Genomic DNA, 15694 nt, shown 5'->3' with positions numbered 1-15694 from the left:
AAAAAGTTTTAACAAGCTTAATAGTTAACAGCTTATAAAGCCAGTGAATGCCAATATCCGGTTAAAATTGGCGCTTACCATCGCAATTTTAGTCAATTTAAGCTATTCTATCGTATCTAAATTTCTCTATTATTTATTACTTTAGTGATTACGATTTTTTTACTCAAACTTTTAAAAAACATCTAACTTAGAGCCTACTATGAGCACCACAGCAACTGAACAAAACCATTCAAATCATTATCAACCAAAGCAAATCGAAGCCACACAACAAGCTAAGTGGGAAGCGGATAAGCGCTTTGAAGTAAGCAATGACATCAGCAAAGATGAAAAAACACGTTATATGCTGTCTATGTTCCCTTATCCAAGTGGCAAGCTGCATATGGGACATGTTCGTAACTATACTATTTCAGATGTTCTCAGCCGTTATTATCGCTTAAAAGGTGAGCAAGTTTTACAGCCTATGGGTTGGGATGCGTTTGGTATGCCTGCAGAAAACGCGGCCATTGCCAACCAAGTTGCTCCTGCAAAATGGACCTTCTCTAATATTGATAATATGCGTACTCAGTTAAAGACTTTGGGTCTATCGATTGACTGGTCACGCGAGTTTGCGACCTGTACTCCTGAATATTACCGCTGGGAACAATGGTTCTTCCTACAGCTTTACAAAAAAGGCTTGGTTTATAAAAAACTTGCCACTGTAAACTGGGACCCAGTGGACAATACGGTATTGGCCAACGAACAAGTTATCGATGGTAAAGGTTGGCGTAGTGGCGCTCCAGTTGAGAAGCGTGATATCCCTATGTACTACTTCAAAATCACAGATTATGCTGATGAGCTACTGGATGATTTAGAGCAGTTAGAAGGACAATGGCCAAGCGATGTTATCACCATGCAGCGCAATTGGATTGGTCGCAGCCAAGGTATGGAAGTTCATTTCCCTTACAAAAACAGCGATGATATAAGCACCTTAGATGTATTCACTACCCGCCCTGACACCTTAATGGGGGTGACTTATGTGGCTGTGGCTGCTGAACACCGCTTAGCCAAATTAGCCGCTGAACAAAACCCAAAAATTGCTGAGTTTTGTGAACAGTGTAAAAAAGGCTCTGTGGCGGAAGCTGACCTTGCCAAAGCCGATAAAGTGGGTATGGATACCGGTCTGACAGTTACCCATCCTCTAACTGGTGAAGAGATCCCTGTTTGGGTAGCCAACTACGTACTAATGAGCTACGGCTCTGGTGCTGTAATGGCGGTTCCTGCTCATGATGAGCGTGATTTCGAATTTGCTAGCAAATATAACCTGCCTATCAAGACTGTTATTGAAACTCCTGAAGATCATGAAGGAGCTTACACTGAGCGTGGCACCTTAGTTAACTCAGGTGAGTTCGACGGCTTAGACTTCGAAGGCTCATTTGAAGCCATGTTGACCAAGCTTGAACCGCAAAACTTAGCTGCACGTAAGATTCAATATCGTCTACGTGACTGGGGTGTGTCACGTCAACGTTATTGGGGTTGCCCAATTCCAATGATTAACTGTGAATACTGTGGCAACGTTCCTGTTGACGAAGCGGATTTACCTATTAAGCTACCTACAGACGTAGTGCCTGATGGCCGTGGTAACCCCCTAAAAAATATCCCTGAGTTTGTTAACACCACTTGTCCTAAGTGTGGTGGCCCAGCAGAGCGTGAAACCGATACTTTTGATACCTTTATGGAATCAAGCTGGTATTACGCCCGCTTTGCAAGTCCTAATGATGACACGCAAATGGTTGATAAATCAGCCGCTGACACCTGGCTTCCGGTCGATCAATATGTGGGCGGTGTTGAACATGCGGTGATGCATCTATTATATGCTCGCTTCTATCACAAGCTAATGCGTGACGAAGGTTTGGTATCAGGCGATGAGCCATTTAAAAACTTGCTGACTCAAGGCATGGTATTGGCCGGTACTTTATATCGCAAAAATGAAGACGGCAGCAAAACTTATTACTTCGCTGAAGACGTAGATATCAATTATGATGACCGTGGTCAGCCTATCAATGCGACCTTAAAAGCAGATGGCCAGCCAGTAACCATCGGTAAAATTGAAAAAATGTCGAAGTCAAAAAATAACGGAGTGGATCCGCAAACCACTATCGACCAATATGGTGCTGATACGGTTCGTTTGTATACCCTATTTGCCGCGCCAGCTGATCAGACCTTAGAATGGTCAGATGATTCCTTAAAAGGACCTTATAACTTCTTGAAGAAAGTTTGGCGTGAAGTCCAAACTCATATTGAGCTGTTACAACAACAAGGCATTAGTGCTACTGAGTTGCCAGCCATTTCTGCTATCGATAGCAATGAGCTAGATAGCTTAGCAAAAAATCTACGTCGTAAGACTCACGAAGTTATTGCCAAAATTGATAATGACTTAGGCGACCGTTTATCATTAAACACGCCGGTATCAAGCCTAATGGAATTGGCCAACGAGATTGGTACTTTCATTGCGAAGAACAAAGAAGTTAATGCTACAGCACTGGCGGTACAGCATGAAGCCATTACTACCTTGCTGACTATCTTGTCTGTTTATGCCCCACACATTGCAGAGCATTTGCTTGAAGAGTTGGGAATAGATACCTTAAACTTGACCTATCCTACTGCTGATAAATCAGCATTGGTTCAAGACACTATCACTATGGTGGTTCAGGTCAACGGTAAGGTGCGTGGCAAGATGGAAGTGGCGCCTAATAGCGACCCTGAAGCTCTTAAAGCACAAGCGAAACAAATCGAAGCGGTGGCTAAGTATCTAACCGGTGAGATTAAAAAAGAGATCGTTGTACCTAACAAGCTGGTTAACATTGTAGTGGTAGGATAAATCATGACCCATCTATTAGCCCAGACTGAAACTGGTATCGTTGCTACAAATAAGCGTGGTGCTCTATGCACTGCGCTATTAACAGCGGCATTAGTGGCAGCCCCGCTTATGCTGAGCAGCTGTGGTTTTCATTTACGTGGCTATGACAGTCCTATGACTTATGTGGCGCAAACTACTTCTCTTAGTCTCAATGATAATGACCCCACCAGCTTTCGCTTAAAACAACCGTTAACACAGCGCTTGAATGCCGTTGGGGTCAATGTAGTTGACAACATTGGACGTCAAATCAATAGTAGTGATAAGCAGTACACCTCTAGTATTCGTGTAGAGAACGTAAAACTTAAACGCTACGAATTGGTTGGGGTGTTAACCGAAGTTCGCTTGGTGTTGTCTGCGGATGTGTTCTACGAAACGCTTAATAACGATCAAGGCCAGGCTAACGAACCGATGATCGTGAAAAACCAAGTGCAAGTAGAACGCACTTATCAATTTGATGAAGCTTCAGTCAGTACCGATGACAAACAAGGTAAACAAATTGAAGAGTGGCTATATAGAAACTTAGCCCAGCGTATTACCGATCAATATGTGGCGCTAAACTTGCCTCGTGTTGCCCCAAAAGCCAAGCAAGATGACTCAAAGATTGCAGTATTGGTACCGACTGATTCTGATTCACCTGCTGCTGAGTCTACGCCTTAAACCATGGAAGATACTTTTTTAAATGTCTATCCAAAGCTTAGTGCTGCTAGCGCCACAAACCCGCTTAATTTAACCGGATTGTGGTTGGCCCATGGCGATGAGCCTCTGTTACAACAATGGCTCATCGATGCCATGCGTACCTCTTGGCGAGCGCAAAATCTGGCGGTTAAACGCTTAGAATTAGTGTCTAGCAAGAGCTGGCAAGAAGTCATGAGTGAGCTTAATAGCCTGTCTTTATTTGACGATGCCACAGCGGTTATCGTGACCGGCAACCACAAACCTGATAAGGCGATGCTGCAAGAGCTCGAAAGTTTTGCCAGCGCCGCCAATAATGGTGACAATCAAAACTGTATGCTATGGCTAACCGTCAAAGTAGATAACCGCTCAAAAAGTAGTAAATGGTATATACCCTTTGCTCAGCAAGGGCATGTCATTGATTGTAATTTATATAATGAAAACCAACGTCAACAGATTCTAACCTTTCAATCGCAAAAATTTGGGCTGAATTTATTACCTGAGGCTTGGCAGTTTTTGATGGTGCAAACAGAACATCATCTGCTCAGTGCCTATCAGGCCCTATGGCGCTTATCTTATTTATATTCACCACAAACCGCCTCTCCTAACGAAGCTACTATTGCTGACAGTCAATCTGACTCTTCGGATTCGGTGACCGCTACCACCATTGATGTCGAGGCCTTAAAAAATGCCTTAGTCAGTGATGCCCAGTATAGTGTCTTTGATTTATCCGACGCTATGTTGGCCGGTAATGCGCCTCAAGTAGTCAAGATCATGGAGCAGTTAAAAGCCACAGAAGAACCCTCTCCCTTGATACTTTGGGCCATTAGTAAGGATATGCGCCTTATTATGCAGCTTATGGCGGGTGAGAACCCACAAAGCATAGGTATCTGGAGCAGTAAGCAATCTTTATATCAAAATGCTTGCCGGCGTCAAACCCCACAAAGCATTGCGGATTGGCCAGACATTCTTTATCAGTGTGATAAAGCGGTAAAAGGTATCGTGCGTCAACCTGCTTGGGAGCTTATGTTGCAAGCGGCCTTAAGAGTGACAGGACATAGACTTTTTTAGTCAGTTACCTTAGCTTTTTAATCCACGCTATGACAGTGTCTACCTCTATAATTATTTATTGCATTTATCTCAATTTGCTCATCTTGTTCAGCAATTTATTCCGCCCACTTCCATTCCTCTGCGTATTTTCAGCCTCTTCAACCGTCCCTTGTAACCTTTCTTAAACTTAATACCATAGTCTTTTTATCGTAGTGAGGTATCATAAGTCTATTTAAAATTAGTTTTCGGACTGTGACATGGCTTTTATCTCTAATCAGAAAACTCGCAAGTCTCTTATAAAGTGGAGTCTCATCGCTTTAGCTGTCTTGGCTTTGGGCGTACTTTTATACAATAAATCTAAACCCAAAGAAGAGACCCCAAACTACATTACTACTCCTGCTGAGATAGGAGATATTGAACGTAATGTAATGGCTTCAGGTAAAGTAAAGGCCCTAAACACGGTCGATGTAGGCGCTCAGGTCTCTGGGGAAGTCACTAAGCTATATGTAAATGTGGGTGATGTAGTAAAAAAAGGCGATCTCATCGCTCAAATTGACCAAGTTACCCAAAAAAACAACCTATCTAACCAGCAAGCGACTCTAGAACAAGGTCGAGCCGGACTACAAAGTGCGCAAGCGGAATATTATAGCCGTAAAGCAGGTCTAGAAAGTGCCCAAGCCGATCTAGCAAGTCGTGAAGCGGACTTAAAGCAGGCCCAGTCTGACTATGCTAGATTAAGTCCACTACTTGCGATGGATGCTATTAGCCAGCAAGAAGTTGAAAACGCGCGAACCACAGTCGAAAAAGCTCAAGCCAGTGTGGCCGCAGCGAAATCTGCTATCAAAACTGCCCAAGCAGCGCTTATCACTTCCCAGTCTAATATTGCCAGCAGCGAAGCCGATCTACGCAAAGCCCAAACCAATTTAAATACTGCCAATACCGACTTAGGCTATACCACTATCCGCGCCCCAATGGATGGCACCATCGTCGCTGTAGTCACTGAGCAAGGGACAACCGTTAACGCCAATCAAGCCGCGCCCACTATCGTCACCTTAGCCGATTTATCAACGGTGCGTATTAATGCCCAAATCTCAGAGGCAGATGTGATTAATGTCAAAGCGGGCATGCCGGTATACTTTAATACCATTGGGAACCCCGACAAAAAATACGATGCGGTATTAACGGCTGTCGAGCCTGCCCCAGAACAAATTAGCTCTACAAGCACCACCGACTCTGCCATCTATTATATTGGCTATGTTGAAGTCCCTAATCCCGAGCGCCTTTTCCGTATTGATATGACCGCTCAAGTTTATGTGGTCATCGATAAAGCTGAGAACACGCTAATAGTGCCTTCTGCTGCAATCAAAAAAGGACGAGGCGATAATAATGCTGCAGGTGGCAAACGCTCCGCTAAGCAAGGAGCCGATGCTACTAAAAACTCTGCTACTAACCAACCTTCTGCCAATAATAAAGGTAGTTATGTGAGAGTATTAAAAGCTGATGGCAGTGTCGAACACAGACCTGTAACCGTCGGTATCGACAATAGAGTGAATGCCCAAATCCTAAGTGGACTCAAAGAAGGTGAAGCGGTAATTATTGGGGAGAACTCAGGTGCCCCAGGCAAACAGCAAAGCCGTGGCCGTCGTCCACTTGGAATGTAACAGCTAGTCTATAAACCTGTTAATAACTGGCTATTTACTGCCTGATCACTGACTTTGAATTTATCTTAGGCTAGTTTTTTTTATTAGCTTTGCCTGAACTGAAGATTTTGCTATGACCACACCCGAGCCGCCAGTAAGCAACTCTGTTGCAACCGACCCAATGTTAAAAAGGACTGCCTCGTCGTCAAAACCAGGGGCAGAGCCCATCATGCAACTAAGCGGTATTATCCGTGAGTTTCCTGCTGGTGAGCAGACCATTCGTATTTTGCACGGTATTGACCTCACTATTTATCAAGGTGAAATGGTGGCCATCATTGGCCAATCCGGCTCAGGTAAATCTACTTTGATGAATATCTTAGGCTGTTTAGATAAGGCCACTGCCGGTGATTACCTCATCTTTGGCAAATCTGTTAAACAGCTAGATGCCGATGAGCTGGCCAAGCTGCGCCGTGAACATTTTGGCTTTATTTTCCAAAGATATCACTTACTGGGTGATATTGATGCTCGAGACAACGTTGCCGTGCCTGCCGTCTATGCCGGAATGGACAATAAGCTGCGAGCACAGCGGGCTGAACAGTTACTGACAGATTTAGGCCTCGGCGATAAGGTTCATAACCGGCCCAGCCAACTGTCAGGGGGACAACAGCAGCGTGTGTCGGTAGCCCGAGCCTTGATGAATGGTGGCGATGTCATCTTAGCCGATGAACCCACGGGTGCCTTGGACAGTAAGTCGGGCAAAGATGTTTTACAAATTCTAAATAATTTGAACAAGCAAGGTCACACGGTGATTATGGTCACCCATGATCCCAGTATTGCAGATCAAGCAGAACGGGTTATTGAGCTCAAAGACGGCCACATTATTGCAGATTACCGCAATGAGCACTTTAACCATTCAGACCATTCGCAAGCTCTAGCCAATGAAGAGACAACAGAAGAGGCAACAGCAGCCTCAGCCAGTCCTTCAAAAGTCTTACGCCACAAACAAAAAAGTCGGTTAGGCTCGCTTATTGACCGCTTATCAGAAGCGTTTAGAATGTCAATATTGGCCATGCGCGCTCATAAGATGCGCACCTTGCTGACCATGCTGGGGATTATCATCGGTATCGCTTCAGTGGTCTCAGTCGTAGGTATAGGTCAAGGCTCACAGCAGCAAATTCTGTCCAACATCAGCTCATTAGGTACCAATACCATCACCGTTATTGATGGTTACCCCTATGGCGATCCCAGACGACAATATAATGATGACAACCTGACGCCAGACGATGCCCAAGCTGTGGCCGATCAACCTTATGTAGTCAGCGTCAGCCCGCAGCTTGATACCAACGCCAGTGTCCGCTATCGAAGTGTACAAGAGTCCGCCAGTATCAGTGGTGTGGGCTCAGGCTATCTAGAAGTTACTGGAGAAAAACTGGCACAAGGTCAAGGCTTCGACGAACAAAGTATCTCCCTGCGTACGCAAGACATCATCATTGATGACAATGCCAAAACTACTTTCTTCCCAGACATTACTAACCCCATTGGAGAAGTATTGCTAATTGGCAATGTTCCTGGCCTGGTAATTGGGGTATTAGAGCCCAATGAAAATGCCTTCAGTCGTTCTAGTGACACCCCTACTATCTATATGCCCTACACCACTATGATGTCACGTATTGTGGGCGGAGAAAACATTGATCGTTTTGTGGTGCTCATTGACAATCAAATCTCAACCAGTGCTGCAGAATCCGCGATTTCAGAGCTAATTGAAGGGCGACATGGGGCTGATGACTTTAGAACCCAAAACTCTGACTCTATTCGTCAAACCATTGAGTCTACTACCAATACCATGACGCTACTCATCTCCTCCATTGCGATTATCTCGTTAGTGGTGGGCGGTATTGGGGTGATGAATATCATGCTGGTATCAGTGACCGAGCGTACCAATGAGATTGGGGTACGTATGGCGGTGGGAGCACGTCAAAGTGATATCATGCAGCAATTTTTGATAGAAGCTGTCCTAGTTTGTATCCTAGGCGGTGGTTTAGGAATCCTGTTAGCGTTTTTGATTGGGGAAGGTATTAATAGTTTAGGCTCTGATAGTTTCAGTGTTATCTACTCCCCTACCTCCATTATTGCCGCTTTTATTTGCTCAACATTAATCGGGATTGTTTTCGGTTTCTTACCTGCCCGCAACGCAGCCAAGCTAAATCCAGTGGAGGCTTTATCTAGAGATTAAAGTCATTAGCGGCTAACTGCGAAAATATAAATGGCTATGATTTAAGATTAAAACCACAAAAAAACGATTAATACTGAAAAAAATAGAAAAATTTAAGATTTAGGGTTGCATTCTCATTTTTGAGGCGTATAATGTGCTCTCACGTTAAGGGGATACAGCAACCTTTTAACTGTTTAGGGCCGATAGCTCAGTTGGTAGAGCAGTAGACTTTTAATCTATTGGTCCCGCGTTCGAGTCGCGGTCGGCCCACCATATATCTAAAAACCCCGATTAAACAATGTTTAATCGGGGTTTTTTTCGTCTACTCTATTTAGCTGTCTACTAAAGACTAAAAACCTTGTATTGATAATAATAGCGGTGATCTATTGATACTTACCAATACAAGGCATCAGTTACTCTAAACGCCAATCACTCTAAAAACTAGTCACTCTCAGAATCTATCGCACTCAACATAAGCCCTAAGCAAAGCCAATCGCCCTCACAGTTGTCATATTGTCATAACTTTACTTAAGACCTATTGCCTCTCTAAGCCCCATTCTACGAGGCTCATTAGGAGCTTTATCAATGAGGCTGTCAAAATCTCCAGCCCTGATTTCTGATTTTCTACCGTGCGCTAACAGTAACTGTGAAGGCTGTAACGCCTTGATTTTACTTAAAGAAGCTTTGTATTTTTTGGGATAACTTATTAAATAAGGCGACACAAATTTATTTTTAATCTTTAAAATTAAATCAGCGGTATAAATTTCATTGCTAGGCGTATGCCAAAAGGAGAGATCACAGTTGGTATGCCCTGGAGTTTCAAGTATCACCCAGTCTTCAAAGTTGGGTACTGTATCACCATCTTTTACTATAATGTCGGGCTTTAGAAATGGCGTGTACCACTGGTAGGTCTTTGGCTTTCTTTTACGATTAGCCACATAGTGAGTCAGTGCCAGATCCCATACATGTTGTTTGCGTCCTAACAGGCCTTTATACCAGGTGTCAGCCTGCGCGCCTGCCACAATCTGACAACCCGTCTTCTTACGAAGTAGCACAGCACCCCCAGCATGATCAGGATGCATATGACTGACCAAGACTGTCTTTAGCTGATCAACAGGCCTTTGTAGGGTGTCTGTGATGTAATTTAAAATAAGATCTACATCACCACGGCAACCAGAATCTATTAACATCAATTTGTCAGGGTATACTGCAAGATAGGTGGTCTGAATATAACCTTCTATACCCACTACTTCTATTAAACTCATAATTCTCCTAATGCTTGCCCAATATATAATCGCATCATAGTAAACCTAGTCTATAGATAGTTTAAGTGTCCATGTTGACCGATAAGTTTTTACACCAAGCTATTTTAGCTTCAGCTGCCTCTACTCTATTTTTATTTGCCTAACCCCTATCCGAACAAAAAATATTTTTATATATCATAAAGATATGAGGATTATTTATTGAGCACTTTACGCTCACTTACGTTTTCATATAGCTTAACTACAAACCCTATCGGCTTGGTCGTTATACTAATAATAGTTACTCGTATAAGGGTAGCAGTATTGAAGAGTACTAGTATTAAGGGAACTCATATTTGAAACTAAAATTGACCGAATCACCCTTAAACTTACTGCAAACGATATAGGCGTCGTTTATTAAGCCGATTCAAGGCTAAAGGCGTCAAAATAATAAGGATAAGTAGAATGCATAATAAAAATTATCACACCCGCACTGTGGGACAAGCACAAATACCTGCTTTAGGATTAGGCACTTGGCAATCAACAGACGATGACTGTATTGAGGTGGTTAGCCAAGCCCTACAAATGGGCTATGAGCATATTGATACGGCCCAAGCTTATCATAATGAGGCTCAAGTGGGAGCAGGCATTAAAAAGTCGGGCGTAGCTCGTGACCGCTTTTTCTTAACTACCAAGATTTTCCCAGATGATATGCGCTTTGAGCCTGATAATTTAGTGAAGTCGGTGCATGAGTCATTAGGTAAATTAGACGTTGAGTATGTAGATTTATTATTACTGCACTGGCCAGATGCCCGTGTGCCACTATCAGAGACCATGCCGGCTTTGGCAGAGATGCAGCATCAAGGATTGACTAGAAACATTGGGGTTTCTAACTTCAATATTAATCTACTTTTAGAGGCGCAAAAATACAGTGATGTGCCTATTGCAACGAACCAAGTCGAATTTCACCCCTTTATTCGTCAACATACCCTGCAAACGTTCTTATACAACCATCATATTCCACTAACTGCCTACTCACCGTTAGCACGTGGTGATGTCTTTGATAATGGCACTATTAAAGCTATCGCTGACAAGCATAATATTAATCCAGCGCAAGTCTCTTTGGCTTGGATTTTATCGGATAAAAATCGTATTGCTATTCCTAAGACCAGTACGCCATCTCACCTACAAAGTAACCTAGATGCGTTAAAGGTACAGCTAGATAAGGAAGATATTGAAGCCATCAATAAGTTGGCACGTTCAAATGGTCGTATGATTGAACATCCTGATTATACGCCTGAATGGGATGATTAAAGAGTTAACCAACGCCGGCTCTTAATTAAGAGAGTAAACTCGTTATAAACGAAATAAAAAACCAGTCATTTGGTGGCTGGTTTTTTTATGGGTTTAAAGCTCTGACTGGATCAATATAAGGGGCTTCTTTTGCTTTTATCTTGCCGTCATCAAACTCGTTGTATAAGCTAAAAAACTAACGAATATCTAAAGCAATAGCAAATTGACCGGCCAAATGCTTCGCTGTCTCTAGCTGATTGGGGTCAGTTACCTTGACACAAGTGATGAATCCGTAAGTGGCATCTTCTTGGGTAGTAACGTCTGCGGCAATATTGTGCTCATTAAGTAAGGTAGCCACTGCCTCCACATTTGCTAATCGTTTTAAAGCAGGCTTGAACACCTTACCCACCGGGGTAAGAGGTATTTCATCTATAATGTGAATCTCTTTTGGTATTGCGGCACGCTCACCAATATGGTCTTGGCAATACGCCTCAAGGGCTTTTTTGTCTATACTTGCGCCTGTCTTAGGCTGCACGTATAAAATAGGAATCTCGCCAGCATACACATCAGGTTTACCAATAGCAGCGCAGATTTCGATATCCCCAAATTTATAGACAGGCTCTTCAATTAATTTTGGATCAATATTATGACCACCCCGAATAATAAGCTCTTTTTTACGACCTGTTAAAAAGAAAAATCCATCGCTGTCTTGATAGCCCAAATCTCCCGAATTAACCCATCTTTTAGCAGGGTTCAGTTGGTTATTGTCCGCTTTTTGCTTATCTTCAACCGTATCGTAAAGCCAAATATCCTTATTTTGGCTGTCTATATAATATCCTGCAAATACATTGTCCCCGCGTATAATGACATTGCCGACCTCACCCACTTTTGCAGGGCGGAACAATCCATCCTCCTCTAGGATAGCCACAATCATTTCTTGATGCGGAAAACTTTGACCAATCGAACCAATTTTGCGTTCACCCTCACGAGGATTCACCGAGCTACCACAATTGGCCTCTGTTAGCCCATAAGCCTCTAATATGCTCATGCCTGTTTGAGTTTCAAACTGGTTGAAGACTTCAATAGGCATGGGTGCTGCCCCGCTTAAACAATACTGCAAACTGCTAACATCCTGCGTCTTAATCGGAATATTTAATAAAGAGCTGAACAAGGTCGGTACGCCGCTAAAGAAGTTGATTTGGTACTGCTCAATAATACCCCAAAAATTAGCAACCACGCCCTCACCTCGGTAACCCTGCGGCGTAGCCAATACCACATGACTGCCCAAGGAGAAAGGTAGCATCCCTGTTACCATGACGGCATTGGTATGAAATAGGGGTAAACCGCATAACAAATTTTTGCCATTGCCAACGAGGTCATCACCCAAAGCAGCTCTCACCTGTAATACGTTGGAGACTTCATTTTTATGTATTCGCTTGGCAATCTTAGGTCGCCCTGTGGTACCGCCGGTACAAAAGAACGAAGAATAATCTAAGCTATTACGACGCTTCGATTTATTGTTCTCAAAGGTTAAACGATCGCCTGGCTGCTTTGCTATGGCAGTTTTCCAATTGTGCCAATTGATATGGTTAGGTAGTCCAGCCTTACTACCAAAAAGCAGAGCTGTCACATCGTTTTCTATGATGTCTTGACGCTTTTGTAACACTTTAGCAGGCAAGGACTTTTTACCGAGCACATGATCGGCCATATTTATGCTAACAACATGTGCTAAGCTTTGGACATGCTGTGCAATATACTTGGCCTTTGACCATATTTCAGTATTGGGAAAAGGCGCAAGGGTAACCAGTACTCGAGCCTTAGCCGTTGCTAAAAGCTCGCTAATGACCTCAGGCTCAAGTAAAGGGTTAATGGGCATAATAATGTGGCGAGTTTGCACCCCTATTATGACGCTATAGCACTCAGGCAGATTGGGAAGTAGCATGGCAACCACTGCATCGTCCTCTAGTCCTAAAGTATCCATAAAGTTGCCCACTTGATGTATCTCAGTCAGCATCTCTGCATAGCTAAAAGTTTCATTTTCCTTATAAGCAGTGCCTTGTAAGAAAAAGCTTAATGCAGGCGCATCAGGATTAATATCATGCCCCTTTTTGAACAAGTCGTAAGTGGTTGGCGACTCATTCAAAAGCTGCTCATAGCGAACACTGTCCATATGTTCTGAGGCTACTGGGGTATTCGTAGCTTGGTCTGTATTAGTCTTATTATCTTTAGTTTTATTGCTTGGGACACTTTCCATGTGAGAATCCTTTATCTATCAAAGCTTAGTAAGTAATCATGTGGTCACAAATCATGTTGTGATACACCGTTTTGTCGTAAACAAAATATTGGTTATAGTTTATCTTTTAAAAATATAACTTACCACTTCTAGGTGCAGGCTGATATATGGCCTTCTCTCCATTTCAATTAATGTAATAAATGCGTTATTAATAGATCAAAAAAAACCAGCCATATTTCTATGACTGGTTTTTAGATTTAAAGACTTGTATTAACTATTAGCTAAATATTAAATAGCTAAAAATTAAGCTAAATCACGAACCTTAGGTTCACGTTCCCACAGACGGGTTTTAGCATTTTCGATAAAGGCATCTAACTCATCTAGCGGCGTTACGAACTCATCTTTTTCTACAGGTAGTTTGCTTAAGATAAATTCATCAGTCGCACCACAATAAGCAATGGCTTTACAGTGGTTAAAGGCATCGTTGAACCAGTCTAGGGTTGAGCTGTCTTTGGCCAATTTCTTAGCCACATCTGGCATGATGATACTTACTACGGCATCAAACAACACAGATGGCGCACCAGCCACTCGTTCATCAGCTTGGATGGTTGTGCCATCGTCTAATTTCACTTCGATGCTTGGGGCAACAATCTTCACGCTACCACCGGCTGCTTTAACCGCATTTTCAAATTTCTCAATAGAAGCTTTCTTCGAGCCTGCTCCTACTAAGATACCGACTTGACGGCCTTTTAAAGTTTTAGGACTAAGACCGATGGTCTGAACCGCTGGAGACTCTGGCATATCAACGATAGGCGCGGCTGGCTTTGCGGCTTCAGGTAAGTCCATACCTAATGCATCGGCAACACGTTTCGCTAAGTCTTCATCAATATTTAATAGATGACTTAGGGTACGGGTACGCACATGAGCAGTTTCCACCTTACCCAGTTCGAAAGCATAAGCAGTGGCAATATGCGCTTGCTCTGCTGGCGTTTGACTACGGTAGAACATACGAGGCTGACTATAATGATCAGCGAAGCTTTCAGCACGGACGCGACCTTTAACGCCATCATCTAATTGCTCATTGAAAGACTTGAAGCCTTGCTTGTAGTTAGCACGTGGCTTGTTAGGCTCTAAGCTTTGTGGCTCATACAAGGTACGACCTTTAGGTACATGCATCTGCATATGACCATCTTGCTGGTTGTTGGCAAATGGACATTTTGGCGCATTAATTGGAATCTGCGCAAAGTTAGGACCACCCAAACGTTTAAGCTGAGTATCTAAATAGCTAAACAAACGGCCTTGTAATAACGGGTCATTACTGAAGTCGATACCTGGTGGTAAATGCGATGGGCAGAAGGCCACCTGTTCAGTTTCCGCAAAGAAGTTATCTGGATAACGGTTCAATACCATTTTACCCACAATCTTCACAGGCACTAACTCTTCCGGAATCAGTTTGGTCGCGTCTAAATGGTCAAATGGGAATTCTGCAGCTTCTTCTTCGGTAAATAACTGAACCCCAAATTCCCACTCAGGATAATCGCCTGCTTGGATAGATTCAAATAAATCACGACGGTTATAATCAGGGTCTGCGCCTGAAATCTTAACCGCTTCATCCCATGTTAATGACTGAACGCCTAACTTTGGTTTCCAGTGGAAACGAACGAAAGTGCTCTTACCCTCAGCATTAATTAGACGGTAAGAGTGAATACCAAAGCCTTCCATCATACGCAAGCTACGAGGAATAGCACGGTCACTCATTAACCAAATTAAGTTATGCATGGTTTCAGGGGTCAATGACACGAAATCCCAAAAAGTGTCATGAGCCGAAGCTGCTTGTGGGAAGCCGCGATCTGGCTCAGGCTTAACCGCATGAACGAAGTCTGGGAACTTCATAGCATCTTGAATAAAGAAGATAGGCATATTGTTGCCAACGATATCCCAGTTACCCTCTTCGGTATAAATTTTAACCGCGAAACCGCGCACATCACGAGGAGTATCTTTTGAGCCTTTGTTACCGGCTACTGTTGAAAAACGAGTAAATAAAGGCGTTTGTTTACCAGTTTCAGTCAAAATCTTAGCAGTGGTATACTTTTCCAAAGATTCCGTAAGCTCAAAATAACCATGGGCACCAGTACCACGGGCGTGAACAATACGCTCTGGAATACGCTCATGGTCAAAATGAGTGATTTTCTCACGTAATACAAAGTCTTCTAGTAGAGCGGGACCACGGGGGCCGGCTTTTAGAGAGTTTTGGTTGTCAGAAATGACCACTCCTTGTTGAGTAGTAAGGTTTGGCACACTGTCATCGGCTTGATATTGTGGCTCACCACCATTTCCTGTATGGGGACACATATTTTTGGCTGGGTCATTATGATTAATTTTATCTTTCATTATTATTCCTTGCTGGGTGAATTATTTTTATATCAGTCAAGCCAGAGGGCACAGAGGGCGTTTTTA

General features: G+C 43.2%; 9 protein-coding genes and 1 tRNA gene. 7 read left to right on the top strand and 3 right to left on the bottom strand.

Annotated elements, in window-relative coordinates; all coding sequences use genetic code 11:
* The first annotated feature begins 199 nt into the window (after positions 1 to 199).
* The 6 genes from leuS to A1019T_RS03605 all read left to right on the top strand — a co-directional run bounded on the left by leuS (position 200) and on the right by A1019T_RS03605 (position 8743).
* On the top strand, positions 200 to 2857 hold the full coding sequence (gene leuS, locus A1019T_RS03630; protein WP_077450468.1) for a leucine--tRNA ligase: 2658 nt from the start codon (positions 200 to 202) through the stop codon (positions 2855 to 2857).
* A gap of 3 nt (positions 2858 to 2860) precedes the next feature.
* The gene (locus A1019T_RS03625) at positions 2861 to 3553 is read left to right on the top strand and encodes an LPS-assembly lipoprotein LptE (RefSeq protein WP_077450467.1); all 693 of its coding nucleotides are present in this window, start codon (positions 2861 to 2863) and stop codon (positions 3551 to 3553) included.
* Positions 3554 to 3556: 3 nt separating this feature from the next.
* Positions 3557 to 4639 (top strand): DNA polymerase III subunit delta, encoded by a 1083-nt coding sequence (locus A1019T_RS03620; protein WP_077450466.1) that lies wholly within the window; start codon positions 3557 to 3559, stop codon positions 4637 to 4639.
* 236 nt (positions 4640 to 4875) lie between these two features.
* Positions 4876 to 6279, top strand: a complete 1404-nt coding sequence (locus tag A1019T_RS03615; RefSeq protein ID WP_077450465.1) for a permuted SH3 domain-containing protein — start codon at positions 4876 to 4878, stop codon at positions 6277 to 6279.
* 160 nt (positions 6280 to 6439) lie between these two features.
* The gene (locus A1019T_RS03610) at positions 6440 to 8491 is read left to right on the top strand and encodes a MacB family efflux pump subunit (RefSeq protein ID WP_077450482.1); all 2052 of its coding nucleotides are present in this window, start codon (positions 6440 to 6442) and stop codon (positions 8489 to 8491) included.
* A gap of 176 nt (positions 8492 to 8667) precedes the next feature.
* Positions 8668 to 8743, top strand: a tRNA-Lys gene (locus A1019T_RS03605).
* 251 nt (positions 8744 to 8994) lie between these two features.
* Here A1019T_RS03605 and A1019T_RS03600 read toward each other — a convergent pair.
* Positions 8995 to 9735, bottom strand: coding sequence for an MBL fold metallo-hydrolase (locus tag A1019T_RS03600; RefSeq protein ID WP_077450464.1), 741 nt, complete (start codon positions 9733 to 9735; stop codon positions 8995 to 8997).
* A gap of 441 nt (positions 9736 to 10176) precedes the next feature.
* Here A1019T_RS03600 and A1019T_RS03595 point away from each other — a divergent pair, with 441 nt between their 5' ends.
* Positions 10177 to 11025: an aldo/keto reductase gene (locus tag A1019T_RS03595; protein WP_077450463.1), complete on the top strand. Its 849-nt coding sequence runs from the start codon at positions 10177 to 10179 to the stop codon at positions 11023 to 11025.
* A 175-nt stretch (positions 11026 to 11200) separates the two neighbouring features.
* Here the strand turns inward: A1019T_RS03595 and A1019T_RS03590 are convergent, their stop codons facing one another.
* A complete protein-coding gene (locus A1019T_RS03590; RefSeq protein WP_077450462.1) occupies positions 11201 to 13258 on the bottom strand; it encodes an acyl-CoA synthetase in 2058 nt (685 codons plus the stop codon).
* A gap of 282 nt (positions 13259 to 13540) precedes the next feature.
* Entirely contained in the window at positions 13541 to 15628 is a 2088-nt protein-coding gene (locus tag A1019T_RS03585; RefSeq protein WP_077450461.1) for a catalase, read from the bottom strand.
* Positions 15629 to 15694 lie beyond the last annotated feature (66 nt).

Source organism: Psychrobacter piechaudii (genome assembly GCF_900162825.1).
Classification (GTDB): Bacteria; Pseudomonadota; Gammaproteobacteria; order Pseudomonadales; family Moraxellaceae; genus Psychrobacter; species Psychrobacter piechaudii.
This window is presented reverse-complemented; position numbering and strand designations above follow the sequence as displayed.

Excerpts from the sequence above, each read along its gene's own strand:
- A1019T_RS03595 (WP_077450463.1), top strand. The coding sequence starts at position 10,177 with ATGCATAATAAAAATTATCACACCCGCACTGTGGGACAAGCACAAATA.
- A1019T_RS03625 (WP_077450467.1), top strand. The coding sequence starts at position 2,861 with ATGACCCATCTATTAGCCCAGACTGAAACTGGTATCGTTGCTACAAAT.
- A1019T_RS03615 (WP_077450465.1), top strand. The coding sequence starts at position 4,876 with ATGGCTTTTATCTCTAATCAGAAAACTCGCAAGTCTCTTATAAAGTGG.
- leuS (WP_077450468.1), top strand. The coding sequence starts at position 200 with ATGAGCACCACAGCAACTGAACAAAACCATTCAAATCATTATCAACCA.
- A1019T_RS03590 (WP_077450462.1), bottom strand. The coding sequence starts at position 13,258 with ATGGAAAGTGTCCCAAGCAATAAAACTAAAGATAATAAGACTAATACA.
- A1019T_RS03610 (WP_077450482.1), top strand. The coding sequence starts at position 6,440 with ATGTTAAAAAGGACTGCCTCGTCGTCAAAACCAGGGGCAGAGCCCATC.
- A1019T_RS03620 (WP_077450466.1), top strand. The coding sequence starts at position 3,557 with ATGGAAGATACTTTTTTAAATGTCTATCCAAAGCTTAGTGCTGCTAGC.
- A1019T_RS03600 (WP_077450464.1), bottom strand. The coding sequence starts at position 9,735 with ATGAGTTTAATAGAAGTAGTGGGTATAGAAGGTTATATTCAGACCACC.
- A1019T_RS03585 (WP_077450461.1), bottom strand. The coding sequence starts at position 15,628 with ATGAAAGATAAAATTAATCATAATGACCCAGCCAAAAATATGTGTCCC.